The sequence below is a fragment of the Rhizobium grahamii genome (assembly GCF_009498215.1).
GTDB classification, from domain to species: domain Bacteria; phylum Pseudomonadota; class Alphaproteobacteria; order Rhizobiales; family Rhizobiaceae; genus Rhizobium; species Rhizobium grahamii_A.
Genome location: NZ_CP043499.1, coordinates 812,923 through 828,116, shown reverse-complemented (window position 1 = coordinate 828,116; position 15,194 = coordinate 812,923). Strand labels below are relative to the sequence as shown.

At 60.1% G+C, this 15,194-nt stretch carries 15 protein-coding genes and 1 pseudogene; 11 read left to right on the top strand and 5 right to left on the bottom strand.

Annotated features, from left to right (window positions below):
* Positions 1–129: 129 nt before the first annotated feature.
* Positions 130–414, bottom strand: coding sequence for a DUF3175 domain-containing protein (locus FZ934_RS22720; protein ID WP_246738024.1), 285 nt, complete (start codon positions 412–414; stop codon positions 130–132).
* A gap of 282 nt (positions 415–696) precedes the next feature.
* On the opposite strand from FZ934_RS22720, the gene FZ934_RS22715 reads away from it, so the two are divergent.
* From FZ934_RS22715 to FZ934_RS22705, 3 genes and pseudogenes are all read left to right on the top strand, one after another.
* A complete protein-coding gene (locus FZ934_RS22715) occupies positions 697–858 on the top strand; it encodes a DUF1328 domain-containing protein (protein ID WP_153273124.1) in 162 nt (53 codons plus the stop codon).
* Positions 859–906: 48 nt separating this feature from the next.
* Positions 907–1,323 carry a hypothetical protein gene (locus tag FZ934_RS22710; RefSeq protein WP_153273123.1) on the top strand — a complete coding sequence of 139 codons (417 nt, stop codon included), beginning with the start codon at positions 907–909 and terminating at the stop codon, positions 1,321–1,323.
* Between the two features lie 241 nt (positions 1,324–1,564).
* A pseudogene (locus FZ934_RS22705) lies at positions 1,565–2,059 on the top strand (serine O-acetyltransferase); the annotation flags it as partial.
* 261 nt (positions 2,060–2,320) lie between these two features.
* Here the strand turns inward: FZ934_RS22705 and FZ934_RS22700 are convergent.
* Positions 2,321–3,088: a FadR/GntR family transcriptional regulator gene (locus tag FZ934_RS22700; RefSeq protein WP_113358900.1), complete on the bottom strand. Its 768-nt coding sequence runs from the start codon at positions 3,086–3,088 to the stop codon at positions 2,321–2,323.
* A gap of 274 nt (positions 3,089–3,362) precedes the next feature.
* On the opposite strand from FZ934_RS22700, the gene FZ934_RS22695 reads away from it, so the two are divergent.
* The 8 genes from FZ934_RS22695 (at position 3,363) to FZ934_RS22660 (ending at position 12,090) form a co-directional block, all read left to right on the top strand.
* Complete coding sequence (locus tag FZ934_RS22695; RefSeq protein WP_153273121.1) at positions 3,363–4,343, top strand: substrate-binding domain-containing protein; 981 nt, start codon at positions 3,363–3,365, stop codon at positions 4,341–4,343.
* A 73-nt stretch (positions 4,344–4,416) separates the two neighbouring features.
* A complete protein-coding gene (locus FZ934_RS22690) occupies positions 4,417–5,943 on the top strand; it encodes a sugar ABC transporter ATP-binding protein (RefSeq protein WP_153273120.1) in 1,527 nt (508 codons plus the stop codon).
* 12 nt (positions 5,944–5,955) lie between these two features.
* A complete protein-coding gene (locus FZ934_RS22685) occupies positions 5,956–6,966 on the top strand; it encodes an ABC transporter permease (protein WP_153273119.1) in 1,011 nt (336 codons plus the stop codon).
* A gap of 4 nt (positions 6,967–6,970) precedes the next feature.
* Positions 6,971–7,885 (top strand): aldose 1-epimerase, encoded by a 915-nt coding sequence (locus tag FZ934_RS22680; RefSeq protein ID WP_153273118.1) that lies wholly within the window; start codon positions 6,971–6,973, stop codon positions 7,883–7,885.
* Positions 7,886–9,514, top strand: coding sequence for a GMC family oxidoreductase (locus tag FZ934_RS22675; RefSeq protein WP_153273117.1), 1,629 nt, complete (start codon positions 7,886–7,888; stop codon positions 9,512–9,514).
* Positions 9,515–9,527: 13 nt separating this feature from the next.
* Positions 9,528–10,676, top strand: a complete 1,149-nt coding sequence (dgoD, locus tag FZ934_RS22670; protein WP_153273116.1) for a galactonate dehydratase — start codon at positions 9,528–9,530, stop codon at positions 10,674–10,676.
* 14 nt (positions 10,677–10,690) lie between these two features.
* Positions 10,691–11,470, top strand: a complete 780-nt coding sequence (locus FZ934_RS22665; RefSeq protein ID WP_153273996.1) for an SDR family oxidoreductase — start codon at positions 10,691–10,693, stop codon at positions 11,468–11,470.
* A 137-nt stretch (positions 11,471–11,607) separates the two neighbouring features.
* On the top strand, positions 11,608–12,090 hold the full coding sequence (locus tag FZ934_RS22660; RefSeq protein WP_246738023.1) for a hypothetical protein: 483 nt from the start codon (positions 11,608–11,610) through the stop codon (positions 12,088–12,090).
* 248 nt (positions 12,091–12,338) lie between these two features.
* Here the strand turns inward: FZ934_RS22660 and FZ934_RS22655 are convergent, their stop codons facing one another.
* The 3 genes from FZ934_RS22655 to FZ934_RS22645 are packed head-to-tail and all read right to left on the bottom strand — an operon-like array spanning position 12,339 to position 15,153.
* Entirely contained in the window at positions 12,339–13,103 is a 765-nt protein-coding gene (locus FZ934_RS22655; protein WP_153273115.1) for an ABC transporter ATP-binding protein, read from the bottom strand.
* The gene (locus FZ934_RS22650) at positions 13,100–14,140 is read right to left on the bottom strand and encodes a FecCD family ABC transporter permease (RefSeq protein ID WP_246738022.1); all 1,041 of its coding nucleotides are present in this window, start codon (positions 14,138–14,140) and stop codon (positions 13,100–13,102) included. The genes FZ934_RS22655 and FZ934_RS22650 overlap by 4 nt, the downstream gene beginning before the upstream one ends.
* Positions 14,137–15,153 carry an ABC transporter substrate-binding protein gene (locus FZ934_RS22645; protein WP_153273114.1) on the bottom strand — a complete coding sequence of 339 codons (1,017 nt, stop codon included), beginning with the start codon at positions 15,151–15,153 and terminating at the stop codon, positions 14,137–14,139. Before FZ934_RS22645 ends, FZ934_RS22650 begins: the two co-directional genes overlap by 4 nt.
* Between the last annotated feature and the right edge of the window lie 41 nt (positions 15,154–15,194).

The window sequence follows — 15,194 nt, the reverse complement described above, 5'->3', positions numbered from 1 at the left end:
CACTACCCGACAAAAGCTATAGCCCCTCTTCTTGTCCTCTGCTTCGGGGACAGTGTTGTAGTTAGGACCCCAGCCTGATCAAGGAAGTCGGACCATGGTCCGATGAACGGCGATATTTTGCGCCGGTTCTCATTTCGGATCGCGATCGAAGTCCTCGCGCAGTTCGTTCTTGGCATTCTCCAATCGCGATCGTTGCGCGTCGGTGCGCTGGCGGCCCGCACGGTTGATATAGAAGTTCAGCATCGACATCGCAGATTGAAAGGGTGAGGCTTTCCGACGATGGCTTCGCTCAGCCGATCGCTTGAGCGCCGCACCGCCTCTCGGGAGGCTTAAAATTCCATGCCCGTACGCGCTGAAGCGGACGACGTCGAAGTCACTGCGCAAACGTCGATAGATTTCTTCTGTCGTCGTCACGGATCGGCTGCGCCAACGAAGGTCAAAATGCGAGTATCCTTCGGCAGCTGTCTGCGAGACTGCCTGATGCAAACTGAACGTCGCAGCGATAGTCCCCAAGCAGCCGCATGCGATCTTCAGCCGAGAGGTCGCCATCAACAAGCAGCTCGATCTTCGCCTGATGTCTCCGAATGAGGATCTAGTGCAGTGGAGGACGGACGCCGAGTGCCAGCTCCGGATTCCATGGCCGGAACCATTCGCCTTCATTTTCGTTCTGGTCTTATCAAAATTCGGAGGCACAAAATGCTGTACTATGCTCTTGTCTTCTTGGTTGTCGCGCTGATCGCCGGCGTCCTTGGCTTCGGCGGTATCGCAGGGGCTTCGGCATCGATCGCCCAGGTCCTGTTCTTCATCTTTCTGGTTCTTTTCGTCGTGTCGTTGGTCATGCGCGTGGCAAGGCGTTGAAATACCCGAACGTGACCTTTCAACGCGATGATAGACGGGTGCATCGATATGGTGGTTGAGACCTCATCTGGTGGGCGTGGCTTCGATACCGAAGAAGAGCTGCAGGCCCATCTCGGTACCCTGGAAGCGGAATTGCCGTCGGAGTCCGTCTATACAAATGGAAGGCGGCGTACGGCCAGCGATGTGCAGGAGGACATCGCGGTCGTTCGCGAAGAGTTGGAGCATCTGCGGGCGCGGCTTTCAATCGTCGCACAACAGGCGGAAACCGCGGTCAAGTCGCGTGCCGAATGGGCAAATGCGAGCGCCCACGCCCAGTTGGGCGATTATCCATGGCTGAAGCTCGCCGGCGGCATGGCATCTGCATTCGTGGCGACACAGGTCGTCAAGAAGCTACCGCTCGGCTCGCTGGTGGCGGCCGCCCTTCCACTCGTCGTGGCTTCGGTTCGACGGCGAATTGATAGCTGAGCCAGCGACGAGATGGCTGGTCGGGTAATGACGTGTGCAGATTAATTTCGATGGCATTCTGGACGAAACGGTCAGCTCTGCCATCTTTAGGAGCAGCATGCCCGTCAAGCGAGAAGTGAAGCTTCCGCTCGGCGTATTGACGCCGTGACGAACACTGACTTCATAAGGCAGGTATCGCCCGCGAAAACGTTCAAGATCATCCGGATCCGGTTCGCCAGCCATAGACGCGCTAGGAATTGGTATGTTCGAGAACATACGCGCCGATCTGCGGGCCTACGAAGGCCAGTGGTGGTGCCAGGGATTCTGGGTGATGCTGGTCTATCGCTTTGGGCGCTGGCGCTACGGCGTGCGACCCGTTCTGCTGCGAAAGGCCTTTTCACTCGTCTACAAGGTGCTTTTCAAGCTCATCCAGATTCTGACCGGCATAGAACTGCCCTGTGAGGCTACGGTCGGCCACAATTTCATTATCGACCACTTCGGAGGCATTATCATCAGCGGCTACGCGCGCTTCGGCGACAATTGCCGCATTCGAAACGGCGTCGTCGTCGGCCTGAAAAGCGTGGGCGAATCAGGCGTTCCTGTTCTCGGCGACAATGTCGACATCGGCGCCGGCGCCAAGGTCCTTGGAGATATCCGTATCGGCAACAACGTTGTGATCGGCGCCAATGCCGTCGTCCTGACGGATGTGCCTGATGATTGCGTGGCTGTTGGTGTCCCGGCAACGATCAAGCAGAGGTATCCCGAACCGCTAAACATAACGGACCGCATTGTCGGCGGAGACATTTCGAAGTTTGGCAGCGGGGAAGGTTGGGTGACGGGTGGGACGCCCGATCAGGACGGCGGGATCATCTCCGGGTCAAACCGGCCCAACGACCGGCAGTGACGCTTCATCTCGGTTATAGCTACAGATGGAATGCAGTGAAGCTTAGAGCTATATGCGAAATCTTTAGCGCAACAATTTAATATTGTTATTCAACATCTTTCCGCGACATCACACTCAGCTGATACGCGCTTTACGCAGCGCATCCGTGATTTCGCTGCGAGCTACGCCGATCAACTGTTCCATGGCATGACGGGCTGCATCGGGGCGGCGCATGCGAATGGCCTCCAGCACATCCTGATGCTTGAGGATTGCCTGCTCGTGGGACTGGCTGGCGCGATTTGTCAGCCGGAAGCTCGCTAGCAGCGCTGCGCGGATCGCGCTGGCGAACTGGCGATAGACCCAGTTGCCGCTCGCATCGATGATCGCGGTATGAAACTCGAGGTCGGCGCGGCTCCAGGCCTCGTTGTCGCGCGAGTTCGCCTCGACCATATCCTCGAAGGCCTTGGAGATCTGATAGAGCTGACGCGCAGTGGCATTGGCCGCGGCATGCGCAGCGGCCGCCGGCTCCAGCAGTTGGCGGGCATCGATCAGCGATGTGTAGAAGTTCTCATCGGCGCCGTTCGACAAGAGGGCATCGAGTACGAGCGGATCCAGATAATTCCAGTTCTCGCGGGGCAGAACGGTTGTTCCCGCCCGCGTCCGCGAGCGTACCAGGCCAAGAGCGGACAGGTATTGCATCGCTTCACGCAGGCTGGTGCGGCTGACGCCGAAACGTTCGGTGAGCTCGGCCTCGTTCGGCAAAGTCGAACCTTCGGCCATCTCGCCCGATACGATCTTGTCGACGAGATGATGCAAAAGTCCTTCACGCACGCTGCGTTTTCCGCGCGCAGCGATGGGATCACCATCTTCCGTCAAAGTGCGTCCCGTCTTCACGACCGTCACCGCGTCCTCCCGATTCTACTGCAACCAAAATTCCCTGCTACGCATGTCTAGTCAACCGCGTACCAATGGTCAAATAAATACGATTTATTATAACTGATCTACCCGTCGGAGGCCCGCATTTCGGCCGAGAAAGCGCCTCATCGGATTGATACTCGAAAAATAAATCGTATTTATATTGACATTTGTATGATGAGGAATATGGTGTGGCCGTCGTGGAGAGGACGGCGGGTGAGCCTCGGTCTTCGTCGACGGTCAAGTTTTTTGGGAGGAAAAGGTGAACCTCATCAGACATGCCGCCTTTGCGGCGCTTACCGCTCTTGCTGCATCGGCCGCAGTTCCGGCTTTTGCGCAGGACAAGGACCTCAAGGTCGGTGCGATCTACATGGACGCTCAGGGCTTTTACGCCGGCGTCCGCAAGGGTATCCAGACCGGCGCGAACGACGCGGGTCGCAAGCTCGACGTCGTCGAGACGAACGCCCAGGGCGACGTCAGCAAGGAATCGTCCTTCATCGACTCGCTGATCTCGGCAGGGGTTCAGGCCATCATCGTTTCGCCGGTTTCGGCCGACGGTTCCTACCGCGCTATTCGCCGCGCGCATGACGCCGGCATTCCGGTCGTGTGCTACAACACCTGCCTCAACGATGCCGACATGAAGGAATACATTTCCGCTTATGCTGTCGGAGATCCCTATGACTTCGGTCATAAGCTCGGCGACGCTGCGGCCGAATATTTCATCGCGGAAAAGAAGGATGCGCCGAAGATCGCGGTTCTCAACTGCGAATTCGTCGAGGTCTGCGTTACCCGTCGCAAGGGCTTCGAGGAAGCTCTGAAGGCAAAGGTTCCCGGTGCCCAGATCGTCGCCAACCAGGAAGGCGCGATCCTCGACAAGGCGGTTTCCGTAGCGAGCACGATGCTTTCCTCCAACCCCGATATCGATGCCTTCTTCGGCGAAGCCGGTGGTGCAACGCTCGGCGCAGCGCGTGCTGTGAAGAGCCAGGGTAAGGCCGACAAGGTCGTTGTCTTCGGCGGCGACATGACGACCGAGATCGCGCAGGAACTGGCGGACTTCAGCGTCATCAAGGCGGTTGTCGACATTTCCGGCCAGGGTCTTGGCAAGCTTGCGCTCGCTCAGGCGATCAAGTCGATCGATGGCCAGCCGCCGGAAGGCATCAAGGTTGCCTACGACATCGATCTCTACAAGTCGTCTGAAGACGGCAAGGCCTGGCTCAAGGCTCACGCCGACGGTATTCCGTGAGATCCCGACCATAACTGCTTGAACGGAGAGGTCGCCGGAACCCCGGCGACATCTTTCTTTCGAGGGGATGATGATGACCCAAGTTTCCATGACCAATCCTGCTCCTTCGCGCGTCGTGGCGTCGCTCAGAGGATGCACGCGCAGATATCCGGGTGTGCTCGCACTCGATAACGCGACCTTCGAAGTCTCCGCCGGTGAGGTGAGGGCACTACTCGGCAAGAACGGCGCGGGAAAGTCTACCCTCATCCGAATGCTGACCGGTGCGGAGATTCCAGACAGCGGAACCGTCGAGATCGACGGTCAATCGCTGACGCATTCCGGTTCGGGTCGCGCTCAGGAGTCCTTCGAAAAGGGCGTGCGCGTCGTCTATCAGGAGCTCAGCCTGGTTCCGGGCATGACGCTGGCCGAAAATCTCTTCCTCGGGCGGTGGCCGCGCAAGGGCGGGGTCATCCAATACGACAAGATGGAAGCAGAGGCTGCGGAGGCCATGGGGCGCCTCGGCCTCAACCTGCCGCCGAATCGTCTGGTGGCGGGTCTTAGCCCGGCCGAACGGCAGCTTCTCGAGATCGCCCGCGTTCTCGTCGGCAAGCCGAAGATCGTCATTCTCGATGAGCCAACGAGTTCGCTTGCCGCCGCGGAGGCGGAAAAAGTGATGGCGGCCGTGACGCGCATTGCGTCTGAGGGCATCGCGGTCATCTACGTCAGCCACAGGATGAACGAGATCCGGCAAATCGCGCATTCGGCAACCGTCATGCGTGATGGCCGTATCATTGATACCGTCGACGTGAAGGGTGCGGATACTCGTGAGATCGTCCGGCTGATGCTTGGATCGGAAGCGTCGCAGAACGCTGCTCTTGAAGACAAGAGCCGTTCGAAGGTGGTGCTTGAGGTCAACAGCCTGGCGCTCGCACCCAAACTTTCCTCCATCTCCTTCTCGCTTCGCGAAGGCGAGGTGCTCGGCATTGCAGGCTTGCTCGGCTCGGGGCGCACGGAACTGCTACAGGCCATCATGGGAGTACGCTCCTTCGACGACGGCGATATTCTCGTCGACGGCCGGTCGGTTCGCTCCGCGGGCTACAAGCAGATGGTCAAAAAGGGTTTCGGATATACGCCGGAGAGCCGCAAGGAGGAGGGCATCGTGCCGCTTCTTGGCGTCGACGAGAACACGCTCGCGACGAATTTCTCCGGCGTCACAAAGGGCGGCATCCTGTCGTCGAGCTTGATGGCGGAAGCGACGCGCAAGGTCATCGACCGTCTTCACATCAAGACCGCGCGCACCGATACGCCGATTGGCACGCTTTCCGGCGGCAATCAGCAGAAGGTCGTCATCGGCCGCTGGGTTTACGCAAACAGCCGCGTTCTTCTCCTGGACGAGCCGACGCGCGGTGTCGATGTCGAAGCGAAGGCGCAGATCTACGCGATCATTCGCCAGCTTGCCGCCGAAGGCCGCAGCGTCATCTTCGTTTCCAGCGAAATCGAGGAACTTCCTCTCGTCTGCGATCGCGTTCTCGTCCTGCGAGACGGATCGCTGCAGGAGGAATTCAAGTCACCTAACATAGATCAGGATTCCGTCATGGCAGCCTGCATCACCGGACATTGAGGGAGGCACCAGATGTCACTCGATCAGGCGGTCAAGCCGTCCTCTTCCAACAATAGCAACAAGTCGACCTTCAACCTGTCGCAGCATATGAACGAGCTCAGCCTGTTCGTTGCGATCGTTGTTCTCTACGTCGTCTTTACATCGACCGCGAATGGCTTCCTGTCGTTCAACAACCAGATCAACATCCTGCGCGATGCCGCGACCATCGGGATCGCAGCTTGGGCCGCCACCCTGATCATCATCTCCGGTGAGATCGACGTCAGCGTCGGTCCGATGGTCGCCTTCATCTCGGTCGTGCTGTCCTTCTTCCTGCAATGGGGTGTGCCGACGCCGCTTGCCTTTGCGCTCGCGATCGTCGTCGGTGCGCTGCTTGGTACGATCCCCGGCATCCTGCGCGCCTATTTCGATGTTCCGTCCTTTGTCGGAACGCTCGGTCTGTGGAGCGCGCTCCGTGGCACGGCACTTTTCGTAACCGACGCCCTGCCGGTTTCGATCGGACGCAACGATATGCTGGATGCGCTCGATCGCTCGGTCCTCGGCGTGCCGCCGGCAGCAATCATCATGCTCGTTCTCTTTGCCGTGTTCGCCTTCGTCAGCCGCAAGACCGCATTCGGCCGTTCGGTCTTCGCAGTTGGCGGTAATGCTCATGCAGCGTTCCTGAGCGGCATCCCCGTTGCGAAGATCCGCGTGGGGCTCTTCGCGATTGCCGGCGCCATGGCCGCAATCTCGGGTATCCTGCTCGTCTCGCGCCTCGGTTCGGGCAATGCGACGGCTGCGACCGGTCTCGAATTCGATGTCATCGCAGCGGTCGTGGTCGGGGGAACGTCGCTTTCCGGCGGCCGGGGATCGATGCTCGGGACGCTGCTTGGCGTGCTTGTCATCACCCTGATCGGCAATGGCCTGGTGTTGCTGGGCATCAATCCCTTCTTCCAGCAGGTCGTGCGCGGTCTCATCATCGTCATTGCAGTGCTCGCCAACATCCAGGCGATCAAGCGCAGCATGTCTCGCAACAAGGATCGATAGGCCGATGACGGTGATCGACCTCACGGCGGGTCCGCTTAGCGCTCGTGTTTCGACGAAAGGGGGCATCATCCTCGGCTTTTGGCGAGAAGCAGAGGGTGAACGGGTGCCGCTGCTGCGGCCGGCGACGTCCGATGACGCGGATGCCTTGTCCTCTTCCTGCTACCCGCTGGTGCCTTTCGGCAACCGGGTCAAGGACAATCACTTCGTCTTCGAGGGCGTGGATTATCGCTTTTCACCGAACACAGAATGGGATCGCCATTATCTTCACGGTGAGGGGTGGACCTCGGAATGGGACGTGGTGACGCAAAACGATAGCTCGGTGGAACTGAGCTTCAGCCATGAGGGTGGTCCTACCCCCTATCGTTACAACGCGATCCAGCGCTTCACACTTACCGAAGATCACCTCGAGCTTTCGCTTACGGTTGAAAATCGCGGGGAGCAGGCCTTGCCATTCGGCCTCGGCTGGCATCCCTACTTCCCGATGACGCCCGAGACGACGCTGTTTGCGCCGGCCCGGAAATTCTGGACGGAAGTGGAGGGCTGGCTGCCTGGAGAACGGACGGATATTCCCGGCGATCTCGACTTCGGTTCGCCAAGCCCGCTTCCACACCGCTGGGTCGACAACGGCTTCGAGGACTGGTCCGGCGAGGCGATTGTCACTTGGCCGGAACGGGATACGGAAGTTCATCTGGTGGCTGACGCGCTTTTCAAGCACGCCTTCGTGTTCGTTTCGGATACCGTCTTCGATCCCTCGTTCAAGCGGGATTATTTCTGCTTCGAGCCGATGTCGCATCTGGCGAACGGACACAATCTTCCGGGTCTTGGCGACCTCCGGGTTCTTCGGCCCGGTGAAAGCCTTTCGGGACGCATATGCCTGCGCCCACGGAGCATTTCCAATCAGGTCAGCGGAGACCAGTGAATGTCTGCAGCAAGCGGATTTGATTACATCATTGTTGGTGGCGGCAGCTCGGCCTGCGTCGTTGCTGCCGAGCTTGTGACGCGCGGAAAGGCACGCGTGCTGCTCCTCGAGCGCGGGCCCGCCAAGGCCAACCCCATCATGCATTTTCCCGCGGGCTACATGAAGTTCCTGGCCAAGGACACGTACCTCACCATGCATCAGACCGCGCCGCAGCCGCAATTGAACGGTCGTGGGCCGATCGTGCCGCAAGGCAAGGTGCTCGGCGGCGGCAGCACGGTCAATGCGATGGTGTATATGCGCGGCCAGGCTGCCGATTTCGATCGCTGGAACAAGGCTATCACGGGACCTGGTTCAAACAATGATGGCGCCTGGTCCTATCGGGACATGCTTCCCTACTTCAAGGGACAGGAAGACAACGATCATCTCGGCGGCGAATATCACGGGGTAGGCGGCCCGCTGAAGATTTCGCATCTCGGGCATACCAGCCCGATGACGCGAACCTACGTGAAGACGCTGCAGGGCATGGGTATCCCTTACAATCCTGATTTCAACGGCGCCCATCAGTTTGGCGTCGGCTTCATGCAGCATACGATCGACTGGAAGACCCATCGCCGCTGCAGCGCCGTGGACGCCTTCCTTGCACCCGTCATGGACAATCCGCTGCTGACGGTCGAAACCGGCGCAACGGTCACCGCGCTTCGGATGGAAGGGGATCGGACAGTTGGCGTCGACTACGTCGTCAATGGCAGCCGGAAATCGGCAACAGTTGGTGCCGAAGTCATCGTCGCCGCCGGCGCCTATCAGACGCCGAAGCTCCTGATGCTGTCGGGAATTGGTCCCGAGGACGAGCTCGCGCGGCATGGCATCGGCGTGAAGGTCGCGCTTCCGGGCGTCGGCAGGAACCTGCAGGACCACTATGAGTGCCCGGTGGTTGCGACCACCAAAGGCTCGTTTGGCTATTATGGACAGGACCGCGGCTGGCCGATGCTGAAGGCCGGGCTGCAGTATCTTCTGTTCAAGACCGGGCCGGTCTCGACCACTGGCGTAGAGACCTGTGCCTTCTTCGATCCCGAGGGCAACAACAACGAACCCACGATCCAGATGTTCTGCGTGCCGACAGTCTATCTCGACCGCGACGTCATGGGCACGGAACCTGGAGACGGCGTCACCATAAACTCGCTGCTCCTGCGGCCGAAGGCGCGCGGATCGGTGACGCTGGCGTCAAAGGATCCTTTTGAAAATCCGATCGTCGATACGCAGATCTTCGCTCATCCTGATGACCTGAAGACGACGATGGCGGGCTTCCGCTTTGCCCGGACGGTACTTGCGGCGACGCCCATGCGTGATCTGATCGACAAGGAAATCTTCCCTGGTGCGGATGTTACCAGCGACGAGGCGATCGCCGATCACTGCAGGCGCACCGTCAAGACCGGCTACCACCCCGTCGGCACCTGCAAGATGGGCCATGACGGCGACCGGGACGCCGTTCTCGACAGCCACCTCAAGGTACGCGGCACGCGTGGTCTCAGAGTGGTTGACTCGTCGCTTATGCCGACCATTGTCAGCGGCAACACCAACGCCGCCGTTCTCGCCGCTGCCGCCAAGGCGGCCGACCTCATTCTCGCATGATCGGATAATCCCCATGAAGATCACCAAGCTGACCACCTATATCGTCCCGCCACGCTGGCTGTTCCTCAAGATAGAAACGGACGAAGGCATCGTCGGTTGGGGCGAGCCGGTCGTGGAAGGTCGGGCGCTCACAGTTCAGGCCGCCGTCCACGAACTCGAGGACTACCTGATCGGCAAGGATCCCTTTCTGATCGAGGACCATTGGAACGTCATGTACCGCGGCGGTTTCTACCGCGGCGGCGCGATCCACATGAGCGCGATATCAGGCATCGATCAGGCATTGTGGGACATCAAGGGCAAGGCGCTCGGTCAACCTGTTCACTCGCTGCTCGGTGGCCAGGTGCGCGACAAGATCAAGGTTTACTCTTGGATCGGCGGCGATCGTCCCTCTGACGTCGCCAACAACGCGAAGGACGTTGTCGCCCGCGGCTTCAAGGCGATCAAGCTCAATGGCTGCGAGGAGATGCAGATCGTCGACACCTACGACAAGGTCGAGAAGGCCGTCGAGACCATCGCGACGATCCGCGAAGCGATCGGCCCCTACATCGGCATTGGCGTCGACTTCCACGGTCGCGTCCACAAGCCGATGGCGAAGGTACTTGCCAAGGAACTCGAGCCTTACAAGCTGCTGTTCATCGAAGAGCCGGTGCTGTCGGAAAACTACGAGGCGCTGAAGGAGATTGCCAATCACTCTTCGACGCCGATCGCGCTCGGGGAACGGCTCTATTCGCGGTGGGACTTCAAGCGCATCCTCTCCGAAGGCTATGTCGATATCCTGCAGCCCGATCTGTCGCATGCCGGCGGCATCACGGAATGCCGGAAGATCGCCACCATGGCGGAAGCCTATGACGTGGCATTGGCGCCGCATTGCCCGCTTGGACCGATTGCCCTTGCTGCTTGTCTGCAAGTGGATGCCGTCAGCTATAACGCCTTCATCCAGGAGCAGAGCCTCGGCATTCACTACAACAAGGGCAACGACATTCTTGACTACATCTCCAACAAGGAGGTGTTCCACTATGCCGACGGTTTTGTCAGCATTCCGCAGGGGCCGGGATTGGGTGTCGAGGTGAATGAAGAGTACGTGATCGAGCGTGCCAAGGAAGGACATCGCTGGCGCAATCCGATCTGGCGGCACAGCGACGGAAGTTTCGCGGAGTGGTGAGCGTGGGCACTGATATGTCCGGACGACTGAACGGTAAAAGAATATTCGTGACAGGCGCCGCGCAAGGCATCGGTCTTGCCGTCGCAGGAGAGTTTCTGCGCCAAGGCGCGGCATTGTTCCTCATCGATCGCGATGCGACGCTGCTTGCCGGAGAGGCCGAGGCCCTCAGGCGGACGGGTGGCAAGGTCGGCTATCGCGCTGCCGATATCACGGATGGAGCGGCGATTGCCTCAGCGGTCGCCCAAGCGGCCGATGAGATCGGCCCGATCAACGCGCTGGTCAACAATGCTGGAGTAAACGTCTTCTCCGAACCGCTCGAGACCAGCGACGAGGAGTGGGATCGCTGCTTCGATATCAACCTCAAGGGCGCCTGGAACTGCTGCAAGGCGGTTCTTCCGGGCATGCTTGCGGGTGATGGCGGCGTGATCCTGAACATCGCCTCGACGCATGCCTTCACCATTATTCCGCATACCTTTCCCTATCCTCTCGCCAAGCACGCCTTGCTCGGTATGACGAAGTCGCTGGGTCTGGAATATGCGGCGAGAAACGTCAGGGTGAACGCCCTGGCGCCCGGCTACGTCGCCACCCAGAAGGTGATCGACTACTGGAACAGCTTCCCTGATCCAGCGGCAGCCAAGTCCGAGACAATGAAGCTTCATCCCGGCGGGCGCATCGCTTCACCCGAAGAGATTGCTATGGCGGCCGTTTTCATGACCTCCGACGAATGCCCATTCATGAACGCCACCTGCCTGACGGTCGACGGAGGCCTCAGCGTGCAACAGCACCCCGTTTGAGTGCGGGGTGGTCCAGTTGAGGCGCCGTCGCCAATAAGCTTCATTGTCATGCGGTCGGCGCTTGGAAGCGCTGTCCTTGATTGCGGTCCCGGCTCTGGATTAGTCTCGTCACCGAGGCCGTGGGGAGAGACAGCGCGATGAGCTTGCTTCAGTTCGGGATAGCTTTGGGCGCGGGCCTTGCGTTGGCATCGCCTGCACTCTCCCAGGAGACGGAGCCGCCGGCGCCGTGGGTCCAACTGAAAGGTGCGCATAGTGGCGCGGTCGGGACATGCTCGACGGATGATGCGGACAATCCGGTCTGCTACATGGTCCGTTGCGACAAGAAGAGCGGCCTGGTGTTCGAGATCTCGGATCCAACGCTTGGCGATATGGGCTTGCGATCAGCCCGTTTCGAGATCGGGCGGTTCAAACAGACCGTCAAGCTCTCAGGTTCCCGTTCAGATATGAGGAGCTTCGTCTTGTCGACGCAGCCGCGGTTTTTGACCGCTCTCACTTCGGGAGCCCATTTCGCAACGATGTTCTCTGTCGACGCCGACGTGGCCTATAGCACCGGTTTTGATCTTCAGGACGCTTCGGAAAAGATCCGAACTCTAAAGGATCACTGCCCTGCATCCCGTTGATCCGCAAAGCCGCTCCTCGGCATGGCGCAGGCAATTTGTGGGAAATCGCTTGTCTGTTTTCCGGCAGGTCACCGCGAATGATGCCGCATTCCCTTAGATTTGGGGGATTGCGGGATTGTCGTCAGGTTCTAGTTCAACACGCGCTGAAATACGAATCTCTCAGCAGACCACGGCGCGGCGCACCCCAAACTACGACGGGCCGTGGTCACCTGTCCGCCGATATGATTTCCAGCAGCGATACGGGTTTGTCAGCCGATCAGATACTGGACGTGCGGACGACCATGAACTGCCGACTTCTCGACATGGGCGCGGACACCGAAAACGCCCGCTATGATATCCTCCGTCAGGACCTCCGCAGGCGAGCCCGTTGCCACGACGGCGCCCTTTTGCAGGACAGCGAGTTGATCGCAGAACATCGCCGCGAGATTGAGATCGTGCAGCGCAACGATCGACGTCAGCCCAAGTCTGGAGACGAGAGCCAGGATCTCGAGTTGATGCTGGATATCGAGATGGTTGGTCGGCTCGTCGAGAAGCAGCTCGCTCGGCGTCTGCGCCAGGGCTCGGGCGATATGCACGCGTTGGCGTTCGCCGCCCGATAGCGTGTGCCAAAGCTGGCCGGCGCGCTCGGTCATATCGACGCGGGCGAGGGCTGTCGCGACCGCCTCGTCATCATCAGATGTCCAGGCCGACAATGGACCGCGATGCGGAGTCCGCCCAAGGCGCACGACATCCCGCACGGTGATTTGCATATCCGTCGCCGACTGCTGTTCTACGAAGGCAATCCTCCGCGCGAGGGTCGCGCGAGAAAGCTTGGAGACATCGTCGTCGCCGAGCGTGATGACGCCGCTCCTCACTTGCCGCAGGCGACAGATGAGGCGCAACAGGCTCGATTTGCCAGAGCCGTTCGGCCCAAGCAGGCCGAGCACCTTTCCCTTTTCGATTGCCATGCTGACGCCATTGACGATGAGCGTATCGCCGGCGGCATAGGTAACCTTGTCGACCATGATGCTCATGCGCTTCTCCGCACGCGGTAGAGGATGACGGCGAAGGCAGGCGCGCCGAACAGAGCGGTGACAACACCAATGGGCAGCACCTGCTGCGGGATGATGATGCGCGAGACAATGTCGGCGCCGACCATGAAAATAGCTCCACCGAACGCGGTCGCGGGCAGCAGTCGCCTATGCGAGGGGCCGACGAGGAAGCGGGCGGCGTGCGGAATGACGAGGCCGACGAAACCGATCGAGCCGACCATGCTGACGACGCCGGCGGTCATCGCTGCCGTGACGCCAAGGAGGGTGAACTGCACCCTGCGCACGGCAATCCCGAGGGCCGCCGCCGCGTCGCTGCCGAAAGCGAAGGCGTCGAGTGCGCGAACGTGAGCGAGGCAGAGGACGAAGCCGATGACGGTGATTGGCACCGAGAGATAGACATCTGGCCAGCGTACACCGCTCAGCGACCCAAGCAGCCAGAACAGTACGCCGCGGGCTTGTTCGGCATTGGCCGAGGTAGTTACTATGTAGGACGTCAGCGCGTTGAAGAGTTGCGAGCCCGCCACGCCGCAAAGGATAATCCGCTCGCTGGTGCCTCCCGCTCCGGTCGCCAGCACACCCACCAGCAGGAAGGCAATGACGGCGCCGACGAAGGCTCCGCCTGATAGCCCCAGCACGCCATAGCCCAGGCCAAGGATCATGACCGAAACCGCGCCGGTGGACGCCCCTGCAGAGATGCCGAGGACGTAGGGTTCGGCAAGCGGATTGCGCAAGAGCGCCTGCAGGATCACGCCGCTGAGCGCCAGCGAGGCGCCGGTGCTTGCCGCCACCAACGCGCGGCTGAGCCTGTAATCCCAGACGATGCCCTGATGGATGCGGCTCAGCTCGAAGGCGGTTCCAAAGAGCCGGTTCGACACGACCTTTGCCGTCGTATCGACTGGTATCGCGATCTCACCGATGGACGCGGCAAGGCTGACCACGAAGCCGAGCGCCAGGATGGCTGCGACGGTGAGCGCGCCATACGCCCACCATCTGCTATGCGTTGAACCGATATCGCTCACTGCGACAGGCCGAAAGACTTGATGCCGTTCGCCAGGATCTCGATGCCGTCGATGGTCCGGATCGTCGGGTTCATCGACTGCGCGTCCATCATCACGAAGCGCTTGTTCTTGACCGCGTCGAGTTCCCTGGTCACCGCATCGCTTTCAAGGAAGTCGATCTTCACCGCAGGGTCATCCGCAGCATAGCGCCGGCGGTCCATCGTGGCGATGACGATGACTGCGGGGTTGGCCTCGGAGATCGTCTCCCACCCCACTAGCGGCCATTCCTCCTCGGTCGCAACGACGTTGCGGGCGCCAAGCGTCTTCAGGATGTAGGCCGGAGCGCTGTTCTTGCCGGCGATGAAGGCATCGCCCTTGACCTCCTTGCTGGAGAACCAGAAGAGGACAGGGAGGTTCTTGCCTGGCACGAGCCCCAGAGAAGCGACCGCATCGGCCTCCCGCTTCTTCAGATCGGCAATCAGGGCATCGCCACGATCCTTGATGTCAAAAATCTCGGAAAGTTCTGATATCTCCTGATAGATCAGGTCCATCGTGAACAATTCCTTGCGCACGCCATCGCCGCCGTCCGCGTTAATCTTCGCCACGCAATCGGCCGGCGCGATGTAGGTGTTGATGCCGAGGTCGGTGAACTGTTCGCGTTTACCGACTGAACCCTGGGGCCCGACGTGCCACTCGAATTCGGCAGCGACCAAATCCGGTTCAGCGGCAACCACGGATTCGAAGCTCGGATCGTTTTCGGCCAAGCGTCTGATCTTGCTGTTGGCATCGGCATATTGCGGTAGAACCGGGCCGACCCATACGGCCGTTCCTGAAATCTTGTCGGCGAGCCCTAGCGAGAAAAGGACCTCGGTCATGCCCTGGCCGATTGATACGATCTTTGTCGGCGGCTTGGCGAAGGTCAGCGTCTGGCCGCAATTGTTGACGGTGAGGGGGTATTGGGTGGCGGCAAACACCGGCGCGGAAGTACCGACGAGCGCGAGCGCAAGGGAAAGAGTCTGCAAAAGATATCGCATAGGAAATTCTCTGATTGGAAAGAAGGAGCTAGCGGTGTCGA

What these genes read in the sequence shown, in the direction of transcription:
- FZ934_RS22655 (WP_153273115.1), bottom strand. Translation starts at nt 13,103, where the DNA reads ATGAGCATCATGGTCGACAAGGTTACCTATGCCGCCGGCGATACGCTC.
- FZ934_RS22710 (WP_153273123.1), top strand. Translation starts at nt 907, where the DNA reads ATGGTGGTTGAGACCTCATCTGGTGGGCGTGGCTTCGATACCGAAGAA.
- FZ934_RS22660 (WP_246738023.1), top strand. Translation starts at nt 11,608, where the DNA reads ATGAGCTTGCTTCAGTTCGGGATAGCTTTGGGCGCGGGCCTTGCGTTG.
- FZ934_RS22690 (WP_153273120.1), top strand. Translation starts at nt 4,417, where the DNA reads ATGACCCAAGTTTCCATGACCAATCCTGCTCCTTCGCGCGTCGTGGCG.
- FZ934_RS22685 (WP_153273119.1), top strand. Translation starts at nt 5,956, where the DNA reads ATGTCACTCGATCAGGCGGTCAAGCCGTCCTCTTCCAACAATAGCAAC.
- FZ934_RS22675 (WP_153273117.1), top strand. Translation starts at nt 7,886, where the DNA reads ATGTCTGCAGCAAGCGGATTTGATTACATCATTGTTGGTGGCGGCAGC.
- FZ934_RS22680 (WP_153273118.1), top strand. Translation starts at nt 6,971, where the DNA reads ATGACGGTGATCGACCTCACGGCGGGTCCGCTTAGCGCTCGTGTTTCG.
- FZ934_RS22715 (WP_153273124.1), top strand. Translation starts at nt 697, where the DNA reads ATGCTGTACTATGCTCTTGTCTTCTTGGTTGTCGCGCTGATCGCCGGC.
- FZ934_RS22665 (WP_153273996.1), top strand. Translation starts at nt 10,691, where the DNA reads ATGTCCGGACGACTGAACGGTAAAAGAATATTCGTGACAGGCGCCGCG.
- FZ934_RS22645 (WP_153273114.1), bottom strand. Translation starts at nt 15,153, where the DNA reads ATGCGATATCTTTTGCAGACTCTTTCCCTTGCGCTCGCGCTCGTCGGT.
- dgoD (WP_153273116.1), top strand. Translation starts at nt 9,528, where the DNA reads ATGAAGATCACCAAGCTGACCACCTATATCGTCCCGCCACGCTGGCTG.